This window comes from Streptomyces sp. NPDC028928 (assembly GCF_055564915.1).
Genome location: NZ_JBVHVI010000001.1, coordinates 653,241 through 673,608 on the forward strand (window position 1 = coordinate 653,241; position 20,368 = coordinate 673,608).

Below are 20,368 nucleotides of genomic sequence, written 5' to 3' on the forward strand. Positions count from 1 at the left end.
CCGGACACGACCGTGCGGACCTCACGGCAGGGTGTCCGGCGGTGCCCCGGGGACGGGGGGTTCGGTGTCGCCGACGAGGTGGCGGAGCCAGATGTGGGCCGGATCGTCGGTCACGCCGGCGTGCCAGATCGCGCTGACGGTGTACCGGGGCATGGGCAGGGGCGGCTCGGTGGCCGTCAGGCCGAGGGCGGTGGCGTAGACGGTGGCCGCGTGGGTGGGGAGGGTGGCCAGGGCGGGCACGGTGGTGAGGTGGAGGGCGGCGCCGGCGAAGTGGGTGGTGGAGGCGATCACCCTGCGGGTCAGACCGCGCGGGTCCAGGAGGTCGTCCACGATGCCGCGCCGGCCGTCGTAGGAGATCAGCAGGTGGGGGTGGGCGAGGTAGTCGTCCAGGCTCAGCGGGGTGGCCAGCGGCAGCAGGCGGGGGTGGAACAGGCAGGTGTAGCCCGAGGTGAAGAGGTCGCGGGTGCGGTGGTCGGGTCCGTGCGCGGGCGCGGCGGCGATGCCGAGGTCGATCTCGCCCTGGTCGAGCAGGTCGGCGACGGTGTTGCGGTTGGCCTGCCGGACAGCGATCCGGATGCCGGGCAGCCCGGCCGTGGCGGCCAGGAGCCGGGGCAGCAGCGCGGCCTCCAGGTCGTCGGACATGCCCAGGGTGAACGTGTGCCGTGCGGTGGCCGGATCGAAGTGGTCCCGGCCGGTGACGGCCCCCTGGATGAGCGACAGGGCCGGTTCGATGCGGCGGGCCAGCTGCACCGCGCGCGGTGTGGGCTCGACACCGGTGCGGGTCCGGGTGAACAGCTCGTCGCCGAAGAGCCTGCGCAGCCGGCCGAGAGCGGCACTCACCGCGCCCTGGCTCAGGTGCAGCGCGGCGGCGGCCCGGGTGACGCTGCCCTCACGCATCAGGGCGGCGAAGACCACGAGCAGGTTCAGGTCGGCCTTCCTGAATTCGGTTTCGTAGATGTCGATCATCACGGGCATCAGCTTGCTCGATGACCGACGGGATTCCTAGCCTCGGTGCCATGACCTCCCCGAGCCCCGCCGCGACCGCGGCCCCCGCGTCCCGCCGTACCCTGACCGCCGCCGTCGTCCAGGCCTCCGCCCCGCTGTTCGACACGCGGGCCGCCCTGGTCCGCGCCGGGGAACTCCTCCGGGAGGCCGCCGGCGACCGGGGTGCCGAGGTCGTCGTCCTCCCCGAGGCGTTCCTCGGCGGCTACCCCAAGGGCCTGGACTTCGGCATCACCGTCGGCAGCCGGACCCCGGCCGGCCGCGAGCTGTTCCGCCGCTACCACGCCGCCGCCATCGACGTCCCCGGCCCCGAGGTCCACACCCTGGCCGCCGTCACGCGGGAACTCGGCTGTCACGCCGTCGTCGGCGCCGTCGAACGGCAGGGCGGCACCCTCTACTGCGTGGCGCTCTTCTTCGGCCCCGACGGCTACCTGGGCCTGCACCGCAAGCTCATGCCGACCGCCGCCGAACGCTACCTGTGGGGCCAGGGCGACGGCTCCACCCTCCCGGTCGTGGACACCGGCACCGCCCGCCTCGGCGCCGGTATCTGCTGGGAGAACTACATGCCGTTGTTCCGTACGGCGATGTACGCCAAGGGCGTCGACCTGTGGTGCGCCCCGACGGTGGACGACCGCGACACCTGGCAGGCCAGCATGCGGCACATCGCCCTGGAGGGCCGCTGCTTCGTCCTCAGCGCCAACCAGTACCTGCGCCGCGACGCCCTGCCCGCCGACGTCCACCCCGTCCAGGGCGACGCACCCGACACCGTTCTGATCGGCGGCGGCTCGGTCATCGTCTCCCCGCTCGGCGAGGTGCTCGCGGGTCCGCTGCGGGACGGGGAGGGCATCCTGACCGCCGAACTCGACCTGGACGACCTCGCCCGCGCCCGCTTCGACTTCGACCCCACCGGCCACTACGCGCGCCCCGACGTCTTCACCCTCCACGTCGACGCGTCGGCCCGCACCGCCGTCCACGGCAGCTGACCGGCACGGGACCGGGTCAGGACCGGCACGGGGCCGGGTCAGGAGGCGCAGACGCGCTGGGCCCGGGTGGCCGTCCTGTCGCGTTCGGCCTCGGCGTCCGCGAGGGCCTGCAGCTCGGAGCGGTCCGGATGCCCTCCGTCCGCGATCCTGTCCTGGAGTTCCTTCTTGTAGGCCTCGTAGTCGCGCTCGGCCTTCTCGGCGACGGCCACGGCCCTCCGGCACCCGTCGTCGGTACTCACGGCGGGTGCGGCGTGGGCCGGTGGGGCGAGGGCGAGGAACAGTGCGGCACCGACCGCGATCGCCGGCAGGCGCGGGTGCACCATGTTCGACCTCCGTGGGAGAGAAAGCGCCAGGTCAGGACGTGAGGATGACCCGACGGCGGCTGGCGCCCGTGTCGACGCACTCCTGGTAGGGGTTCGGGTCGCCCTGACGCTCCTGACACGTCCATGTGCCGCCGCCGGCACGGACCGTGACGGGCGCGCGTGCCATGTCGGACGCGGCCTTGGCGTAGGCACTCGCGACCTGCAGGGCGGTGGCACAGGAGTCCGCCGGGTCGGCCCAGACCGCCAGCCCGGTGGCCTTGTCCGGTCCGCAGAAGGTGGCCGAGGGCCGGGCGGCGTCCGGGCCGGCGACGGCCTGGGCCGGGGCCCAGAGGCAGAGTGCCGCGGCCCCTGCCAGACCTGCGGCCATGCCTCTCTTGGTCCAACGCGTCGAGCGCATCGCGTGTGCCTCCCTGGTGGCGATGACGGGTGGTGGTCTACCCATCCGCTCCCCGGCTGGGGAACAGGCCCGGGTATGCCGTGTACCCAGCCTGGCCCGGTGGTCGACAGGCCGCTCCCCCGCCGCGCCCAAGCGGAGTCAGCGGTCGACGAAGGCGAGGCTGTTCGCGTCGTACCGGCTGCCGGCGATCTGCTCCGGCGGGGCGGCGGCCTCGATGGCGGCGAGGTCCTCGGCGGTCAGCTCGACGGCCAGTGCCCTGAGGTTCTCCTCCAGGTACCGCTGCCGCCGGGTGCCGGGGATCGGCACCACGTCGTCGCCCCGGTGCTGCACCCAGGCCAGGGCGAGCTGGCCGGCGGTGACGGACTTGGCGGCGGCCAGCTCGTTCAGCTTCGCGACGACCGCCAGGTTCCGTTCCAGGTTGCCGTCGGCGAACCTCGGCTGGCTGCGCCGCACGTCGGTCTCCGCCATCGCGTCGAGGGACGGGTAACGGCCCGTCAGGAAGCCGCGTCCGAGCGGGGAGAACGGGACCAGGCCGATGCCCAGCTCACGGCAGACCGGAACGATCTCCGCCTCCAGGTCCCGGGTCCACAACGACCACTCGCTCTGCAGCGCGGAGATCGGGTGCACCGCGTGCGCCCGCCGGATGGTCTGCGCGCCGGCCTCGGACAGCCCCAGGTGACGTACCTTGCCGGCCCGCACCAGCTCGGCCATGGCGCCGACGGTCTCCTCGATCGGGACCTGTGGATCGACCCGGTGCTGGTAGTAGAGGTCGATGTGGTCGACGCCGAGCCGGCGCAGTGAGGCGTCACAGGCCTGGCGGACGTAGGCGGCGTCGCCGCGGATCAGGGTGGGCTCGCCCAGACGGTTGGCGAAGCCGAACTTCGTGGCCAGCACCACCTCGTCGCGCCGCCCGGCGATGGCCCGTCCGATCAGTTCCTCGTTGTGCCCCGCGCCGTAGAAGTCGGAGGTGTCGAGCAGGGTCACGCCGAGGTCGAGGGCGCGGTTCAGCGTGGCGATGGACTGCGCGTCGTCCGCGGCACCGTAGCCGTGGCTCATGCCCATGCAGCCGAGTCCCTGTGCGAAGACCGCGAGTTCGCCCAGATACCGGGTGGGGACGTCGGTCATGTTGCTGCCTCCTGAGCTGGTCGGTCCGTTTCCCAGGACGCTAGGTCTTGGAGTGCGCTCCATGTCAAAAGACCACCGGGCGGAGCCGGGCGAGCGTGGCGGCGCGCGGTCCGCCGGTGCCCTGCCCCGCCCGGGACGGGGATCAGCGGGCCGCGAGGGACTCTTCGCCGCCGGGGACGGGGGCCGCCGCCGGTGTGGGAGCCGGCTGCCGCTTCAGCAGGAGTATGACGAGCAGACCGACGATCATGCCCGCCGCGGTGAGCAGCACCACCACGAACTCGCCGTGCGCCGTGTTGAGGGCGGTGGAGGCGAAGAGGGTGTTGATCAATGCGAGGGTGGACGGCAGCAGCAGGGCACCGGCGACGCCCTGGACGGCGCGGGCCCCGATGATGATCTCGCGGCTGGGGGCGAGGCCGTCGGCCGGTGACGACGTAGGCGCTGACCCTCAGTTGCTGGGTCTGGCCGGGGAAGCCCAGGTCCCTGCCGATCTCGGGCAGTGCCACACTGCGGCAGCGTGCTCCAACTCCTGGGCCCCGCCGCCACGTCGACGATGACGCACCACTGGCGCGTACTGCGCGGGAGCGGCGTCATCGGGCAGCACCCCTCGGCCGGGAGAACCTGCTGTCCCTGCGGCGCGCCGACCTCGACGCGCGCTACCCGGGACCGCTGGACGCCATCCTGGCGGGCGCCGCCGACGACGAAGCCCTGGAGAAGGGCTGGGCCAGGACGACCAGGTGACCGACTCGCCCGGGGCCTGCTCCGGACGTGTGAGGGGGAGAAAGCCCCGTTCGTACAGGGGGCATATCGGGGTTGTCATCCCTCGTACGAGAGGAAGGGTCCCCGATGAAGAAGTTCGTGCTCCCCGCCCTGGTCACCGCCGCGGTGCTCGTCTCTGGTGGAACGGCCTCCGCCCAGGGCGCAGCCGATCAGCCGGGCGGGCAGAGGACAGCCCCACGGGCCGAGGACTACACGTGGGCCGACGGCAGACATGTCGTGATCCCACCCGGGCAGACCGGCAGCTCCGAAGCCTTCTGCCCGCCCGGACAGGTGCCCACGGGCGGCGGCTACAACGCCTTCGACGGAGGCATCATCAACCTCATGGTGCGAACGAACTCGCCCACCACGGACGGGTGGCACGCGGTGGCCCGGAACACCAGCTCCACGAACACCATCGAGTTCTGGGCCGTGGCCATCTGCGCCCCCGGCACCCAGACCCAGGCCCCCCGCCCCGCACCGCTCACCCCGTAGTTCTTCGCCAGGTTCGCCGGAGCGGGCCGCGAGGCCGCGGCCTGTGGTGACCGGGGGCACGATTCCCGAGGAGGAGGGGGGTGGGAGCAGGCGGTCGTCAGTGGTCCGCGGGCAGGACCTGGACGGTGTCTCCGACCGCGCGTTCGCCGGCGGCGTCGGACGGGTGGTTGACGAGTGTGCCGTTGACGGCCATCGCGGTGGAGCCGCCGCCGTCGAGGTTCATCGCCTGGACGGCACCGAGCGACCTCATGAACGCGGCGGCCTCGTGGAGGGTGAAGCCCTCGCTGCCGTTCTTCAGCCGGCCGTCCACCGTCGCGAGGATCAGCCGGCCCCGCTTGTCGACGCCCGCCAGGGTGCGCGGCTGACGGACGTTGGCCCAGGCGTATCCGAAGGAGGTGTATTCGGGGTCGACCACGCCTTCGGCGGCGGCGTCGATGTCGATACGGCCGTCCTCGACCAGCGTCGGGGCCGCGCTGACGAGCGAGTCGTCGGCGTCGAGGACGACGCGCCGGCCCTCGGTGGTGCGGACGACCTCACTGACCTTGATACGGCCGTACGGCTCGGCGTGCGCCGTCAGCCAGTCGGCCGCCCGGCCGATGCCCTGCAGCACGTACCCGCCCTCGGGTACGCGACCGCCGCGCGCGCCGACGGAGACGACCCGGCCGGAGGCGTCCAGCACGACCTGGACTCCGGGGCCGGTCGGCAGGTCGGCCTGGAAGGCGTCGGTGAACCGGACCAGGTCGTCGGCCAGCCGGCAGGTCACGTCCTGCCAGGGCAGTTCGCTGGGCGTGCTGCCGGGACGGCCGCAGTCCCGGACGGTGCCGGGCACCCGGTTGATGCCCTGGACGTCGTACGCCGCCTTGCCCGCGCGGACGGTGACGGTGCTGGTCAGGTCGGCGATCCGGAGGCGGTGGCCGCCGTCCTCGATGAGCAGGGCGGAGCGGGAGCCGACCGCCATCGACTCCAGCTCGCCCTGGTAGGCGCCTATCCCGGACATGGTGCCCTGCACGCCGTCGCCCGGTGACAGCACGAAGAAGCCGCCGTTGACGCCGACCAGCGCGTTCAGCTTCCGCGCCACCGCGGAGGTGGTCTCCCGCTGTGCCACGTTGCCGTCGTGGGTGGCCTCGACCCGTCCGTCGAAGGTCTTCGGGTCGATCACCGCCACATGGACGTTCTCCTGGTCGGCCGGTTCCTGGATGTCGTATCCGGTCCAGGAGACGGTGGGGTGCAGACCGGCCGCGGTGACCGCCGACGCCGTGGTCCTCGCCTCCTGCTGGGTGGCGAACCGGCCGACACGCACCCGGTAGCCCATCAACCCGTGCGGTGTGTCGGCGTAGTCCGGCCACCGCACGCTCTCCACGCGGGGCTCCAGACCCGCCTGGGTCAGCTTGCGTGCCGTGTCGTCGGCCCAGGCCCGGGTGGAGACCTCCGCCCAGGTGACGGGCGCGTCGGGATCGTTCGTGGTCCACCGGGTGGCGGCCGGGGCCTGCACGGTGACCGTCCAGGCATGCTGCACGCCGGGGTGCTGGATGACACCGATGCGGAGGGTGACTCCGGGGGCGAGGGTCTGCGTCGTCCACCGCTCGGTCACCGTCGTCCGCTGCCCGGTCGCCGTGGTGGGGACGGGGTCCGCCTCCGCCGGACCGGGCAGCAGGGCCGGGGCCGTCAGGGCGAGCACGACGGTCGTCGCGAGCCTCGTGCTGACGCGGGCGGAGCGCCGTTCGGCGACCCGGACGAGGGTACGACGCATCTCCATGCACCTCACGAATGGTCGGGGGGCGACCGGCCCGGCACACCGTTCAGCCGCCCGAAACACACTTTGGCACCGGTGGCCCACTTCACCGGCCGTAGGTGACGGCCACCGCTGCGCGAACCAAAGTAATCACAACGGCCATGTGAACTCGACAGCGCCTCCCCCGACGGCTTCCGTTCCTGATCGCCGGGGTGCCGTTCGGCACGCTGGTCGGTGAGCGGTGGGGCCGGCGAGCGGTCTTCCGGGCCCTCACCGACGTCGCGCACGGGGCGGCCCTGGTCGCCGGTGCCAACGTGTGCGCCGTCCCACCTCGGCAACGCCCTCGGCGCCTGGCGCACCCTGGCCTCCGTCGCCGTCATGGCCGTCGCCGCGTGCGGCACAGGGCCGCCGGAGCGCCGGCTCCGGGCGTGGCAGCACGTCGTACGGGACCGCGCCCGACACGGCCGGCGTCCGAGCCGGCCCGGACGGTCCGTCAACCGGCGTGCGGCGTGCCGAGGTAGGGGAAACCGGGGAGCAGGTCGGTGTGGGGACCGATGTGGTCGGTGTCCACCTTGCCCGCGGTCAGCATGGCCAGCCGGGCGGACGTGACGTCGTCGGTGAGGGTACGGCCGTTGGGGTAGGCGGCGGGCCTGCTGCGGTCGAAGCGCAGGATGTCCGGCAGCACCGTGCGCAGCGCCTGCTCGGCGGACTGCCGGTCGTAGCCGCCGAAGTGCTGGAGCACCGCGGTCCAGGGTTCGCGGTAGGTGTCCCAGTCGTCGGCGGGCTCGCCGGCGTTGTAGGCCTCCTTGACGTCCTCGGCGTTGAAGTACGCGGTCAGGGAGGGGTGGGCGCCACGGTCGACGGACTTCAGCCGTCCGTCCTGGCGCAGGCTCACCCGTGCCCACACTCCGATCTCGCGCTCCGTGCCGAGTTCGGCGTCGGGCATCTCCAGCACGATCCCGAAGACGTTCTTGTCGGCTCCCCAGTCCACGCCGGTCCACTGGAACTTGTTGACGATGCCGTCCAGATCGGCGAAGAACGGGTCGCTGCGGAGCCCGGCGAAGAACCGGTACGGCCCGGACTCCGCCGGCGCGGGTTCGGTACCGAGGCTGACCGGGACGTCGGTGAAAATCGTCTCGCCGGCGGCCTCGTGGGCCCTCGCCTGCTCGCCGGTGGCCCGGTGGACGGTGGCGGTCTGCCGTCCGTCGGCGGGCGGGGAGAACACGCAGCTGAACGCCACGTCGGCCTGATGGTCCCCGTCTGTGTCCACGTTGATGCGGTACACCGCGTCCGGGTGGAAGGCCTCTCCGCCGGTCGGGGCGACCGGGTTCACGTTCATGATCAGCACGGTCCGCTCGCCGGGCACGGTGAAGGCGAACAGATCCGTGAGGTCGAGCCGGGCGTCGTCCATCGGGGACCGCAGGTGGGGGCCGCTGAGGTGGTGAGACATGCGCTCAGCATCGAGGCGGCGACGTTCCCTGGCCCGGCGGCGCGTCTGCCGCCGGGCCCGGAATCACACCCCTGCCTCAACGCCGGTGCACACGGCGTGGCGGGGGTCGGTCCCCCTCGGGCACGTACGGCCGGGCTTAGAGAGTGAGCGTGATCGCGGCCCCGATGCCGCCCAGGCCGACGGCCACGGCAGCCGGTCCCCAGCCGCCCCTGCCCCACGGGAAGAAGCGGTCGACGGCCAGCCGGCCCGGGCCGATGGCGGCGACGGCCAGTGCTGCGGCCGCGATGCACAGGTTGTACTCCACGCCGCCGTCCGCGTCCCACAGACCGTGGGCGGCGGTGACCGTGGCCATCGCGTTGATCATGACGCCGATCAGGGCGGCGGCCGCCAGCGGGGTCAGCAGCCCGAGGGCCAGGCCGAGGCCACCGAGCAGCTCGGCGAGGCCTCCGATCACGGCGAAGAGCTTTCCCGGGCGGAAACCCACGGACTCGAAGGCCTTGCCGGTCGCCGTCAGGCCATCACCTCCGAAGAGGCCGAACACCTTCTGGGCCCCGTGCGCGGCCATGATCAGACCGAAGGTCAGCCGGAGGAGCAGCAGACCGCAGTCGGCGGCGGTCACGAGGGGTTCGGCGGCGCCGGGTTGCGCTGACGGTTGTGCCGGACGGGCGGAACGGTTCTGGATGCGCTTCATCATCATGGTCTTGCTCCGGTCGGAACGCCGGAACGGGCGCTTCCCCCAGCTCGGGCAGGTGCCGAGCAACCGGTGACGGCGGGCCCCGCAGCGTCGTAGGGCGCCCTCCGTCCGATCCTTCCGTCGCGGGCGGGGTCCTGCATCCGGGCGGCGGAAACCCAAGGCGTACGCCACACGCCACACGCCGGACGCCACACGCCGGACGCACGGCCGGGCGAATCTTCCCGTTCCGCGGACATCCGGGCGTCGTCCTGTGTCAGGCTGCCGCAGGAGCGCCCCGCTTCCCGCGTCCGCGCCCGGTTTCAGTGCAGGAGGCAGCGACCTTGATCGCCGACGGAGACGCCCTCGGCTGGGACACCACCGCCGCGGCCGACGCCTACCGGGACCGCGACATGAGGCTGGCCGAGACGTTGATCTTCCCGGCCGTGCTGGAACGGCTCGCCGGCAGCTCGGGGCCCGGCCGGCTGGCCCTGGACATCGGCTGCGGCACCGGCGCGGTCGCGGCGCGGCTCGCGGCGACGGGCGCGTGGACCGTCCAGGGCCTCGATCCCTCGGCGGACATGCTGGACATCGCCCGGGCCGACCGGCCGCACCCCCGCGTCTCGTACCGGCTCTTCGACGGCCGAACCCTCGACTGGCTCGCCGACGCCGGCGTCGATGCCGCCGTGTGCTGCCTGGTGTACTGCACGGACCCGGACGACGACCGGCTGGCCGGCCTCACCGCCGAGATCCGCCGGGTGCTGCGCCCCGGTGCCCCGTACGTCCTGGCGGACCTCAACCCGGCGGCGACCGGCGTGGCCTTCTCCACCCTGCGCCACGGCGAGCCGGACACCGTGTACGGCGACGGCGACACCGTGGCCACGCGGCTGCGGCTGCGCGACGGCTCCACGATGACCACCACCACGTACTACCGCTCCCTCGACCGGTACCGGTCCCTGCTCACCGGGGCCGGCTTCCCCTCCCCCCGCGTGGACCTGCCCACCCTCCCGGCCGCCGGCCCCGCTCACGAGGCGCCGGCGGAGACCCGGACCGCGCCGTACATGATCCTCACGACGCACGCCTGACCCGGCGGACGACGCTGCGCACCTGGCGACGGCGGACCGAGGCACGTCTCGGACAGGTGCGACGGACGGCGTCCGGTGCCGTGGGACGTGCACTCGCGGAACACCGGGACAGACGCGACGACGTCCCATTAGGCTGGTCGCCTCCACGGCAGACGGCAGGCGCACTGAGGGAAGCGACGGGGCGGCGCACTCATGGCGACAAGGGAGTTCCGGGCGAGCGACGGTTCGGTACTGCGCGTGGAGGTCGACGGTCCCGCACCGCCGGCCGGCGACGCGTACGAGCCCGTGCGCAGGCGGCGCGGCGATACCGCGGGCGCCGCGGCGGACACCCTCCGGCAGGCCGTCGACCGCGTCCGGCCCGCCGTACAGGACGTTGTGGCCTCGCTGCGGTCCATGCCGCAGGCTCCCGACCGGGTCTGCCTGGAGTTCGGGGTGAAGCTCAGCGCGGACGCCGGCGTGGTCCTGGCCCGCGCCGCCACCGAGGCCCACTTCAAGGTGGCCCTGGAGTGGGAGCGGCAGCCCGGCGGCACCGGCCGGGCGGACGCGGACGACGCGGACGACTCCGACGTGGACGGCCCGGACGGTGAACCGGCCCCGGACGCGGAGCCCGCCGTTGGCGGCGACTGAGGCGCAGCCTCCCGCCGCCCCGTCGGGAGGCACCGAGTTCGAGCAGGGGCTCGCCCGGCTCTTCGACCGGCGCGGGGAGCTGCTGGGCGCCGGGTTTCTGCTCGCCCGCGACCTGGTGTGCACGTGCGCGCACGTGATCGCCGACGAGGAGGACGGTCGGCGCCGCCCCGGAGAACGGCTCCTGGTGGACTTTCCGCTGGTGTCCGCGCGGTCCCAGGAGCGCGTGGCCGCGGATGTCGTCGCCTGGCATCCCGACGACGACATCGCGGTCCTCCGGCTCGCCCTCCCGGTCGCCGGGACCGGGCCGCTCCCCCTGGCCGGCCCCGACGCCCCGCTCTACGGCCGTGCGGCCCGCCTGTACGGCTTCCCCGAGTCCACCGACACGGGGGTGAACGCGCACGGCGTGCTGCGCGGCGGCCAGGGCGCGGGGCTCATCCAGCTGGACGCCGGCCACGGCAGCGTGGCCATCGAGCCGGGATTCAGCGGCAGCCCGGTCTGGGACGTCGAGGCCCGCCATGTCGTCGGCATGCTCGCCACCCGGGGCTGTGACGGCCTCGACGGCACCGCCTACCTGATCCCCGCCCCACGGCTGGCCGCCCGCGCGCCGGACGCCCCCGACGACCCCGGCCCGTTCAAGGGACTCCTGCGCTTCGAGGAGAAGGACGCGCATCTGTTCCTGGGGCGCGCCGCGGAGACGGAGGCACTCGCCCGGGCGGTCCACGATCAGCCGCTGACCCTGCTCACCGGGCAGTCGGGCACGGGCAAGTCGTCGCTGCTGCACGCCGGGCTGCTGCCGCGGCTGGGGGCGGCCGAGGCCATCACCGTGGTACGCACCCCGTACGAGGCGGAAGGCCCGGCCGCGACCCTCGGCGAGGCACTGCTGGCCCTGTGGCGGGAGGCCGTCCCGGAGAGGGAGGGCGGGATTCGGCTGAAGGCCGTGCAGGAGGCGCTGAGCGGGGACGAGATCGCGTTCGCCGCGCTTCGGGAGGAGCTGCGGACCGTCTTCCGGGACCGGATGGGTGTGCTGGTCCTCGACCAGTTCGAGGAGTACGCCGCCGCCGCGCCGTCCGCCGCCCGGCAGGTGGTGACGTGGTGGCGCGAGCTGACCGGCGGCACCCAGCCCGGCCGGGGGCTCCGGGCGGTGGTGTCCGCCCGGCACGCGACGCTGGACGTGCTGTCCGCCGTGCTGCCGGCCGCCGAGCGGGCCCGGGCCGTCGTCCCCCTGGACCCGCTCACCCACGAGGCGTTGAGCGAGGTGATCTCGGCCCGGCTCGCCCCGATCCCCGGGGCCGGACTCCAGGACGGGCTGAAGGAACTGCTGCTGCGCGACGCCCGGGACGCCCAGGACATCCGCGGTGAGAGCAACACCCTGCCGTTGCTGGAGTTCACGCTGGCCGAGCTGTGGCGGCGGCGCTCCGGGGGACGACTCACCCTGGCCGCCTACCAGGAACTGGGCGGCCTGTCCGGGGCGTTGGCGCGGCACGCGAAGCGCACCCTCGACGCGGCCCTCACGGAGGGAGTCGCCGACGAGCAGACCGCGCGGCGTCTCTTCCAGCGCCTGGCCCGCCCGGACGGACTCGGCCGGTTCCTGCCGGACACCGTGCCGGTGGCCGAACTCGACGAGGCACAGCGGCGGTTGGCCCGGCACCTGGCACGGCACAAGCTGCTCGTCTTCACTCCGCCGCCGGGCGACGCGCTGGGCGAGTCCCTGCGCATGGCCCATGAGGCTCTGCTGCGCGAGTGGGAGTGGCTGCGCACCTGTCTGCGCGAGGGCGAGGAGTTCCGCGCCTGGCAGTCCCAGGTCGCCGAGCAGGCCGAGGCCTGGGACGCGGAGGGCCGCCGTCCGTTCGTACCGGTCCCCGGGAAACTGCTCACCGCCGCGGACCGGTGGGAGCCGGAACGCGACCGGGACATCACCGACCTCCAGCGGGCCTACCTGACCGCGGGCCGGCGCCACGCCCGACGCGGCGCGTACGTGCTGCGCGGGTTCGCGGCCGCCGTCACCGTCCTCACGCTGATGGCGGGCTGGCTGGCCTGGGACGCGAGCCGCAGCCGCGACCGGATAGCCACGCAGCTGCGCACGGCGGCCTCCGAGCAGCTGGCCGACCTCGCGCAGGCGCGGTCGGCGACCGACTTCGGGATGTCCGTCCAGATGGCGATGGGCGCGTGGGCGACGGCCCGCACGGACAAGGCCCACGCCCAGCTGTTCCGGCAGTACCTGCGGATGCGGGACGCGGAGCGGGTGCACGCGGGGCTGTGGCCGGGGAGCATCAACCGCGTGACCGCCGCGTCGCGGACCGATGTGCTCGCGGTGACCTCCGCGCCGGAGAGCAGGACGGTCACCGTCGTCGTGGACGCCGCTTCGGACCACCCCCGGATGCACCGCCTCCAGGGGGTGCCCGGGCAGGACACGCGGGACACGGTCAGCGACGACGGGCGCTGGTACGCCGTCGCGTCGGCGGACGGTTCGGTCCGGCTCTGGGAGGTCGGAAAGGATCCCGAGCCACGGCTGCTCACCGGGGCGCGACCGGGGCCGGAGGACGCCTACGCGCCCTCGCTGGACTTCTCCGACGACTCCTCCCGCCTGCTGCGCCTGCACTCCTACGGCAAGCGGCGCGCCGGCGGCGGCACCGACCAGCGGGCCGCTCTCGATGTCTGGACGGTGCGCTCGGCGGCCCCGGTCCGGGGAGCCGGGCGGGTGACCGCGGGCCGGGTGGTGGACGGAGCCGCGTTCGCGGACGGGACCGACCGCGTGACCCTTCAGTGGGTCCGTGGTCCGACCGCCGGCCGCTACCTGTCGTCGGCGGGTGTCTTCTCCCTGGCGCAGGGGAAGGAACTGCGGCGGCTGGCCACGGATGTCGATGCCACCAACGGTTTCATGGCCCGGGGCAAGGTTCTCTCCCTGGCCGAGACCCGGCTCGGCTCGGACACGAGGTTCCTGCGCGTGGACGGTGGCAAGGCGGCCCGGGTGACGCCGAGCCGTTTCTCCGGTCTCGACGCGACGACTCGCTACCGCACGTACTTCCGATCGGCGGAACCCAGCGACGACGGACCGGAGTACGGCATCGTCTCCGCTGTGGATGTCCTCGGAGGCGACACGTGGACGGCGGTGGTGCCCACCGACGGCACCTCGGACGAGGACGTGCGGCTGGCGATCTGGCCCCGCGCATCGGCCGGCCGCCCCTGGGCGGTGGCGGCGGTCGGTGACCGGCTGGTACGGCTGCGTCTGCACCAGGACGTCGAGCCGCTGCCGTTCGACCCCTCCGGCGAACAGTCCATGGCGCTCGATCCGCACCACGACCGGTTCGCGACCGTGGAGGAGGGCCGGCTGTACCTGAGCAGCGCGGGGTTCCCGACCCGCAGCGTGGCGCTGCCGGGTATCGCGGCCAACCGCGTATGGGTGCCGCTCTGGGTGAGTTCGGAGGGCCGGGACTCGGTGGCCGTCTGGGACGCCCACACGCTCACGCTGTCGCTGTACGCGGCCGACGACCTCGCCAGCCGCCGTGAGGTCGATCTCGCCCGGCACCTTCGCGGAACGGCCCGGGAGTCCAGCATCGAGTCCGTGGCCCAGTTGGGCGACGGAGCACTGGCCGTACTGCTGACCACCAACGACGTACTCCGGGTCGACCCGGTGACCGGACAGGTCGTCTCCGCTCCGCTGCGGGTGGCACCGCCCGAGCCCAGCCCGCCCCCGGCCTTCGCCCCGCCCGGCCTGCTCCTCCCCCGCCCCGGCCACCCCGACCAGGCCCTCATCGTCACCAGATCCGGCCACGCCGTGGGACAACTGACGATCTGGGACCTGGTGAAGAACAACCGGGTCTCCACCTGGACGTCGCCGACCGGCGTGGCCGGAGTCCTGGACCCGGGGCAGCCCAGAGTGCTCTTCAGTCCGGACGGCAGCCTGGTGGCCGTGGGCCACAGCGACAGCAAGCTGCGTTTCTGGGACGCGGCGACCGGCCGCCGGACCGGTGGCGTGGTGCCCTACCCCACCGGGTCGCACACACTCGCCTTCGTCGGCGACCACACCTTCGTCTCGATGACCTACGACCGGGGCGTACGGCTGCACCGTGTCTCGGACGGCGGCGCGCTCGGGGAGGGCCCGATCACCGTGGGCGCGTACCGGTTCGCCGCGGTCGCCTCCGGCAGCCGCCTCCGGCTGACCACCGGCGGTCAGCTCCAGAGCCTGGACATCGACCCCGACACCTGGTGGCGCGACCTCTGCCAGGGGGCCGACCGCCCCTACACGACGGCCGAACGCGAACGGCTGCCGGCCGGCGCGCACACCGGCCGCCCCTGCCGGACGTGACGGAGGACGACCGCGTCCCCGGTACTCCCGGCGGTCAGCCCTGGGCACACTCCCGCGCCTGCACATCGTCCTCCGCCGTCGGCAGCGGCTTGTGCCCCTCCGTCCACGGGTTGACCCACCCGCAGTTCCCGCAGGCGTAGCGGCCGTTGACGCCGGCGATCTCCGAATAGCACTGCACGCACTGTGTCCGCGTGATCTCCTGGCCTTCCAGGAACGCCGCGGCGGCGGTCGCCGTCTCCGCGTCCGCCACCCGCCGCGCGCGCCTTCGTTTCCCGCTCACGACGCCGACCTTATCCCCGCGGCGGGCGGGCTGCCGGTGCCCGGCCCGAAGGAGCGCTTCACGGATCACCCGCCATGCCGACACCTTTCACCCATGGTAAGTTCACAGAAAACTCGAAACCGTCCCGGGACCGCCCGGTAATGGGAGTGCACATTCATGCCCGGTGCCACCGTCTCGGTCGTCATAGCCGCGTACAACGCGATGCCGTACCTGACCCAGTGCATCACCTCCGTCGCCGAGCAGAGCATCGGCCGTGACCGCCTCGAGGTCATCGTCGTGGACGACGGTTCGACGGACGGTACGGCCGCCGAGCTGGACCGTCTCAAGGACCTCTACCCCGGTATGCTGCGCGTCTTCCGGCAGGAGAACTCGGGCGGCCCGTCGGCCCCGCGCAACGCCGGACTCGACCACGCCACCGGCACGTTCGTGTTCTTCCTGGACGCCGACGACAGCCTCGGCCCCGAGGCGCTGGAACGCATGGTGGGGATGGCCGAGGAGAACGGCACCGACGTCGTGCTCGGCAAGATGGTCGGGGTCGGCGGCCGTGGCGCGCCGACGTCGATGTTCCAGCGCAACCAGCCGCGCACGGACGTGTTCTCGTCCCGTGTGTACTGGACGCTCAACCCGATGAAGCTGTTCCGCCGGGAGCTGCTGGAGCGGCACGGGCTGCGTTTCCCCACCGACCTGGCCATCGGCGAGGACCAGTTGTTCGTCGGCGCCGCCTATCTGCACGCCTCGGGCATCTCCGTGGTCGCCGACTACGACTGCCTGTACTGGGTGCAGCGCGAGGACGAGGGCAACATCACCCGCCGGCTCAAGGGCTCCGAGCGGCGGCTGCGCTTCCTGCCCCGCATGGTCGAGCTGATCCTGGAGAACGTGCCGCCCGGCCCGGGCCGCGACCACCTGGCGCACCGGCATCTGACCGTGGAAGTCCAGCAGTTGCTGGCGTACCACCTGGTCCACGAGCCCCGCGAGAGTCAGCACAAGACGCTGGACCGGCTGGCGGAGATCATCGAGCCGCTGTGGCACGAGGGGATGAACGAGCGGCTCTCGGCCATGGCCCGGCTGCGGCTGCACCTCGTACGCCACCGCATGCTGGACGAACTGCTGGAACTCGTGGAGTTCGAGGAGCAGTTGGCCCGGACGAAGGTCGCCACCCCCGTCCTCGTGGACGGCGGCCGTGCCCTCGCCCGCTACCCGTTCCTGCGTGACCCCGAGCGCGCGGTCCCCGACGTCTGTTACGACGTCACCGCCCAGCTCGGCATCCGCCACCACGTCAGCCGCGCCGAGATGGCAGGCGGGGTGCTCCGCCTGGCCGGGCACGGGTACCTGCACCGCGTGGAGACCCGCGACGTCACCACCGAACTGGTCCTGCGGGAACGCGACAGCAGGACCGAGTACCGGCTGCCCGTCACGCACACCGCGACACCGGACCTCGGTGCGGACCAGGACGAGGGCCGGTACGTGTACGACCTCGCCGGGTTCGAGGCGGCCGTCGACATCACGACCGCCGCCGACGGCGAGCCGCTCGCCGACGGGCTGTGGGACATCTCCCTGGCGGTCGGCGCCCAGGGGCTCACCAAGGAGGTGCGGATCGGCAGCAAGCGCGCCGACGGCGTCTCCGGTGCCGCCGACACGCGGATCGTCGCCGCCGGCGAAGACCTGCGCGCCGTCACCCTGTACACCACCAAGCCGTACGGGAATTTCACGCTCGACGTCGGCGAGAACAAGCACAAGGTGCTGCGGCTGCTGCATGTCGACGAGGACATCCGCTGGGCCGACGACGCCCCCACGCAGCTGCTCGTCAGCGGCCGGTTCGGCGCGGCCGAGCACCCCGAGGGCGCCCTCGTCCTCGCCCTGGAGGACGGCGCGGGCGGCACCGTCGCCTTCCCGGCCCACCGCACCTCCTCCAGCGGCGCCTTCCGCGTCGCCGTGCCGGTCGAGGCCCTCCCGGCCGGGGTGTGGACGGGAGAGCTGCGGCTCGGACCGTGGACCCTGCCCCTGCCCGCCCTCCCCGCGGACCTGGCCCCCGCCAAGTGGCGGCGCCGGGCGCTGCCCTGGTACGCCCGGCCCCTCCCCGGCTCCTCCGACGGTTTCGCCCTCAAGGTCGCGAGGACGGATCTCGTGAAGGCGCTCGTCCAGCGCCTCAAGTAGCCGTCGGACCGACGGCCCGGGCCCCGGCCGTGTCGGGGCGGGTGCAGGTCACGTCCCGGGCCGGCAGGCGGCCGGTCGCGAGGTAGGTGTTGACGGTGGTGTCCACGCACGCGCTGCCGTACACGCCGTAGACCCCGTGCTGGTCCGCTCCGCGCAGGGTGACCAGGCGGGAGCCGGGCCAGTCGCGGCGTACCGTCTGCGCGCTGCGGTAGGTGGTGCGGGGGTCGCCGGTGGCGTTGACGAGGAGGGCCGGCAGGTCGTCGCGGATCGTCGTCGGGCGTTCGCGCGGCGGGTTCCAGAAGGCGCACGGGTTGATGTCGTTCGTGACGGGCGCGAACAGCGGGTCACCGGTTCCGGCGCGCCGCAGGTCGCGCCAGTACGTCTCCGGGTCGCGGGGCGCGGCCACGTCCCCGCACAGGATGGAGGTCTGCGCGCTGCCGTAGGCGGATTCCTGGCCGGTCAGCAGGAAGTCCAGTGCCGAGGCCAGCCACGGGGACGGGGTGACCTCGCGGCCCTCGGCGGCGCGCCGCAGGTCCCGCACGCCCTGGGCGAAGTCGCCGTAGGCCGTGGGGTTGTCCTGGGAGAGTCCGTTGAAGACGAGGACGGGCAGGACGTGGTCGTCCACCCGGTGGCCGCCGAGGCGGAGCGGGGTGCGGGCGGCGGCCGCGCGGACCGCGTCGACCGTTTTCAGCACCGCGCCGCGGGTGTGTCCCAGCCCGTACGTCTCGTCGTGCGCGGCGGTCCAGTCGGCCCAGCCGCGCAGGGCGTGCCGGTTGGCCTCCTCGGTGCCGCGCAGCAGCCGGGGTTGGTAGCGGGCGGGGGCCAGTACGCCGTCCAGGACGACCCGGTCGGTGTGCCGCGGGAACATCGTCGCGTAGACCTGGCCGAGGTAACTGCCGTAGGAGTAGCCGAGGTAGGAGATCCGGCGCTCGCCCAGCGCCGCGCGGATCACGTCCATGTCGCGGGCGGTGTTCCGGGTGCCGGCGTACGGCAGCAGGTCACCGGCGTGTTTCCGGCAGCGCTCGGCGAGGTCCGCGGAGAAGGCGGTCATGCGGTCGAAGCCGGCGCGGCCGGTGCCGGCTCCGCGGATCATGCTGCCGGTGGGCCAGTGGCAGTCCAGCGGGGTGCTGCGGCCGACGAAGCGGGGGTCCACGCCCACCACGTCGTAGCGTGCGCCGACGTCCTTCATGGCCTTGCGCACCCACGGCGGATCGCCGATCGTCTGTCCGCCGGGGCCGCCGCTGTTGAGCAGCAGCACACCGGCGCGGTGGGCGGTGTCGGTGGCCCGGATCCGGGACAGGGCGACGGTGAGGGTACGGCCCTCGGGGCGGGTGTAGTCCAAGGGCACGGTGACGTCGGCGCATTGGGCGCCGGCCTGTTGGAGTTCCTTGCCGGTGGTGTCGTCGGGGCCGAGCAGACAGCTCTTCCAGCGGAGGTGCTGCTGGTGGTAGCGGGCGAGGGGGTCGGCGGCGGTCCGGGCCGCGGCCGGCGAGGCGGGGGCGGCGCCCAGGGCCAGCACGCTCGCCAGGGACAGGGCGACGGCTGCCGCGGCCCGGGAGGCGAAGCGGCGGCGGGCGCCGGCCGGTGAGGTGGGGCGGGTCATGCGGGTGTCCTTTCGGCGGACGTGCCCTCGCAGAGGGCCTGGTCCACGACGTCGAGGAAGTCCAGTTCGGCCTGGAGGGTGGCGGGCACCTCGGTCAGGGCGACGGCGGCGGTACGGCCGTCGGGTCCGGTGGCGACCAGCGCGCGGTGGCCGCCGGGCACGGTCCCGGCGTGGCCCCACCAGCTGCCGCCGCAGGACAGGGGTGAGGAGATCAGGCCGAGCCCGTAGCGGGCGCCGGGCCAGAGCCGGTCGGGGTCGGCGGTCACGGTGCGCCGCATCTCGGCGAGTTGGGGTGCCGGCAGCAGCCGGCCGGTGAACAGCGCGGTGGCGAACCGGGTCAGGTCGGCGGGCGTGGACACCAGGGCGCCGCCGACACCGCCGAAGGTGGTGTTCCAGGCGGTGCCGTCCGTCCGGCGGCCGTCCTCCGCGGTGAAGTAGCTGTGCGAGTGCGGGCCCCGGATGCGGGTCTCGTCGCCCGGCCAGTACGTGTCGTGCAGGCCCAGCGGCGCAATGACGCGGCGGGTGATCTCGGTCTGCGGGCTGTGGCCGGTGACCGCGCGCACGATCAGCCCGGCGACGAGGTAGTTCGTCGTCGCGTAGTGCCAGGTGTGCTGCGGGCGTGGCAGCCGCAGGGCGCGGGCGATGAGCCGGCGCGGCTCGAAGTGGCGGTACCGCACGCGTTCGGGGTGCTCCCATTCGGGGGCGTCGAGGTAGTCGGGCAGCCCGCTGGTGTGCTGGAGGAGCTGCCGTACGGTGATCCGGCGGCCGTCGTGACCGCCCGCGCGGATCAGGCCCGGCAGGTAGCGCTCGACGGGCGCGTCCAGGGACAGTCGCCGCTCGGCGGCGAGCTGGAGGACGACCGTCGCGGTGAACGTCTTGGTGACGCTGCCGACGCGCAGCCGGTCGGTGCTGTTCATGGGCCGGCCGGTGCGCAGATCGGCCACGCCGTCGGTCACGGTCCGGCGGGCGCAGGGGGCGTCCGGGCCGGCGCCGGTGACCAGGACCGCGGCGCCGGCGATCCGGTCCTTCGTCACCAGGTGGTGCACGGACCGGCTCAGCGCCGTGCCGGGGCCGCATGCGCGGGGCGCGGCCGGGGGCGGCTGCGCGGCGGCGGCCGGGGCGGCGGTCAGCAGGCAGGCCAGGGCGACGGCGGTGAGGCCGGTACGCCGGCGGAATGCGGAGATCGGTAACGGGATTGCCATGCGACAGCACGCTAGGCACCGCCGGGGCCGCGCTCACTCCGGCAGGCAGGCGGATCGGTGCGGGGGACAGCCCCAGCGCGCGCCCGGAGGCGAGCCCCCCGGGGTCCGCGTCCGCCGCGCTCGCCCGGCGTGTGGCCGCACGGTCGGACAGCAGTACCAAGGGTGAACCTCGGACGCTCCC

General features: G+C 73.6%; 17 protein-coding genes. 6 read left to right on the plus strand and 11 right to left on the minus strand.

Going from position 1 to position 20,368, the window contains the following annotated elements; genetic code table 11:
* Window positions 1–21: 21 nt before the first annotated feature.
* The gene (locus ACZ4U1_RS02995; RefSeq protein WP_467900052.1) at window positions 22–966 is read right to left on the minus strand and encodes a LysR family transcriptional regulator; all 945 of its coding nucleotides are present in this window, start codon (window positions 964–966) and stop codon (window positions 22–24) included.
* 50 nt (window positions 967–1,016) lie between these two features.
* Here ACZ4U1_RS02995 and ACZ4U1_RS03000 point away from each other — a divergent pair, with 50 nt between their 5' ends.
* On the plus strand, window positions 1,017–1,985 hold the full coding sequence (locus ACZ4U1_RS03000) for a nitrilase-related carbon-nitrogen hydrolase (RefSeq protein WP_467898884.1): 969 nt from the start codon (window positions 1,017–1,019) through the stop codon (window positions 1,983–1,985).
* Window positions 1,986–2,023: 38 nt separating this feature from the next.
* Here ACZ4U1_RS03000 and ACZ4U1_RS03005 read toward each other — a convergent pair whose 3' ends face one another.
* The 4 genes from ACZ4U1_RS03005 to ACZ4U1_RS03020 all read right to left on the minus strand — a co-directional run bounded on the left by ACZ4U1_RS03005 (window position 2,024) and on the right by ACZ4U1_RS03020 (window position 4,158).
* Complete coding sequence (locus tag ACZ4U1_RS03005) at window positions 2,024–2,308, minus strand: hypothetical protein (RefSeq protein WP_467898886.1); 285 nt, start codon at window positions 2,306–2,308, stop codon at window positions 2,024–2,026.
* Between the two features lie 31 nt (window positions 2,309–2,339).
* Window positions 2,340–2,675: a hypothetical protein gene (locus ACZ4U1_RS03010; protein ID WP_467898888.1), complete on the minus strand. Its 336-nt coding sequence runs from the start codon at window positions 2,673–2,675 to the stop codon at window positions 2,340–2,342.
* Window positions 2,676–2,843: 168 nt separating this feature from the next.
* A complete protein-coding gene (locus tag ACZ4U1_RS03015) occupies window positions 2,844–3,830 on the minus strand; it encodes an aldo/keto reductase (RefSeq protein ID WP_467898889.1) in 987 nt (328 codons plus the stop codon).
* Between the two features lie 142 nt (window positions 3,831–3,972).
* Window positions 3,973–4,158 carry a hypothetical protein gene (locus ACZ4U1_RS03020; protein WP_467898891.1) on the minus strand — a complete coding sequence of 62 codons (186 nt, stop codon included), beginning with the start codon at window positions 4,156–4,158 and terminating at the stop codon, window positions 3,973–3,975.
* A gap of 515 nt (window positions 4,159–4,673) precedes the next feature.
* On the opposite strand from ACZ4U1_RS03020, the gene ACZ4U1_RS03025 reads away from it, so the two are divergent.
* Window positions 4,674–5,078, plus strand: coding sequence for a hypothetical protein (locus ACZ4U1_RS03025; protein ID WP_467898893.1), 405 nt, complete (start codon window positions 4,674–4,676; stop codon window positions 5,076–5,078).
* A 97-nt stretch (window positions 5,079–5,175) separates the two neighbouring features.
* Here the strand turns inward: ACZ4U1_RS03025 and ACZ4U1_RS03030 are convergent, their stop codons facing one another.
* From ACZ4U1_RS03030 to ACZ4U1_RS03040, 3 genes are all read right to left on the minus strand, one after another.
* Window positions 5,176–6,828 (minus strand): phosphodiester glycosidase family protein, encoded by a 1,653-nt coding sequence (locus ACZ4U1_RS03030; protein WP_467898895.1) that lies wholly within the window; start codon window positions 6,826–6,828, stop codon window positions 5,176–5,178.
* A 475-nt stretch (window positions 6,829–7,303) separates the two neighbouring features.
* Window positions 7,304–8,260, minus strand: a complete 957-nt coding sequence (locus tag ACZ4U1_RS03035) for a DUF4331 family protein (RefSeq protein WP_467898896.1) — start codon at window positions 8,258–8,260, stop codon at window positions 7,304–7,306.
* A gap of 136 nt (window positions 8,261–8,396) precedes the next feature.
* Window positions 8,397–8,957 carry a DoxX family membrane protein gene (locus tag ACZ4U1_RS03040; protein WP_467898898.1) on the minus strand — a complete coding sequence of 187 codons (561 nt, stop codon included), beginning with the start codon at window positions 8,955–8,957 and terminating at the stop codon, window positions 8,397–8,399.
* 317 nt (window positions 8,958–9,274) lie between these two features.
* On the opposite strand from ACZ4U1_RS03040, the gene ACZ4U1_RS03045 reads away from it, so the two are divergent.
* The 3 genes from ACZ4U1_RS03045 (at window position 9,275) to ACZ4U1_RS03055 (ending at window position 14,948) form a co-directional block, all read left to right on the plus strand.
* A complete protein-coding gene (locus ACZ4U1_RS03045; RefSeq protein ID WP_467898900.1) occupies window positions 9,275–10,015 on the plus strand; it encodes a class I SAM-dependent methyltransferase in 741 nt (246 codons plus the stop codon).
* Between the two features lie 192 nt (window positions 10,016–10,207).
* Window positions 10,208–10,642 carry a CU044_2847 family protein gene (locus ACZ4U1_RS03050; RefSeq protein ID WP_467898902.1) on the plus strand — a complete coding sequence of 145 codons (435 nt, stop codon included), beginning with the start codon at window positions 10,208–10,210 and terminating at the stop codon, window positions 10,640–10,642.
* Entirely contained in the window at window positions 10,629–14,948 is a 4,320-nt protein-coding gene (locus ACZ4U1_RS03055) for an nSTAND1 domain-containing NTPase (protein ID WP_467898904.1), read from the plus strand. The genes ACZ4U1_RS03050 and ACZ4U1_RS03055 overlap by 14 nt, the downstream gene beginning before the upstream one ends.
* Before the next feature lie 34 nt (window positions 14,949–14,982).
* Here ACZ4U1_RS03055 and ACZ4U1_RS03060 read toward each other — a convergent pair whose 3' ends face one another.
* A complete protein-coding gene (locus ACZ4U1_RS03060; RefSeq protein ID WP_467898906.1) occupies window positions 14,983–15,228 on the minus strand; it encodes a hypothetical protein in 246 nt (81 codons plus the stop codon).
* Between the two features lie 156 nt (window positions 15,229–15,384).
* Between ACZ4U1_RS03060 and ACZ4U1_RS03065 the strand changes: the two genes are divergently transcribed.
* Window positions 15,385–17,382 carry a glycosyltransferase gene (locus ACZ4U1_RS03065; protein ID WP_467898908.1) on the plus strand — a complete coding sequence of 666 codons (1,998 nt, stop codon included), beginning with the start codon at window positions 15,385–15,387 and terminating at the stop codon, window positions 17,380–17,382.
* Here ACZ4U1_RS03065 and ACZ4U1_RS03070 read toward each other — a convergent pair.
* The gene (locus ACZ4U1_RS03070) at window positions 17,375–18,985 is read right to left on the minus strand and encodes an alpha/beta hydrolase (RefSeq protein WP_467898909.1); all 1,611 of its coding nucleotides are present in this window, start codon (window positions 18,983–18,985) and stop codon (window positions 17,375–17,377) included. The genes ACZ4U1_RS03065 and ACZ4U1_RS03070 overlap by 8 nt on opposite strands.
* Window positions 18,982–20,187 carry a serine hydrolase domain-containing protein gene (locus tag ACZ4U1_RS03075; protein ID WP_467898911.1) on the minus strand — a complete coding sequence of 402 codons (1,206 nt, stop codon included), beginning with the start codon at window positions 20,185–20,187 and terminating at the stop codon, window positions 18,982–18,984. Before ACZ4U1_RS03075 ends, ACZ4U1_RS03070 begins: the two co-directional genes overlap by 4 nt.
* Between the last annotated feature and the right edge of the window lie 181 nt (window positions 20,188–20,368).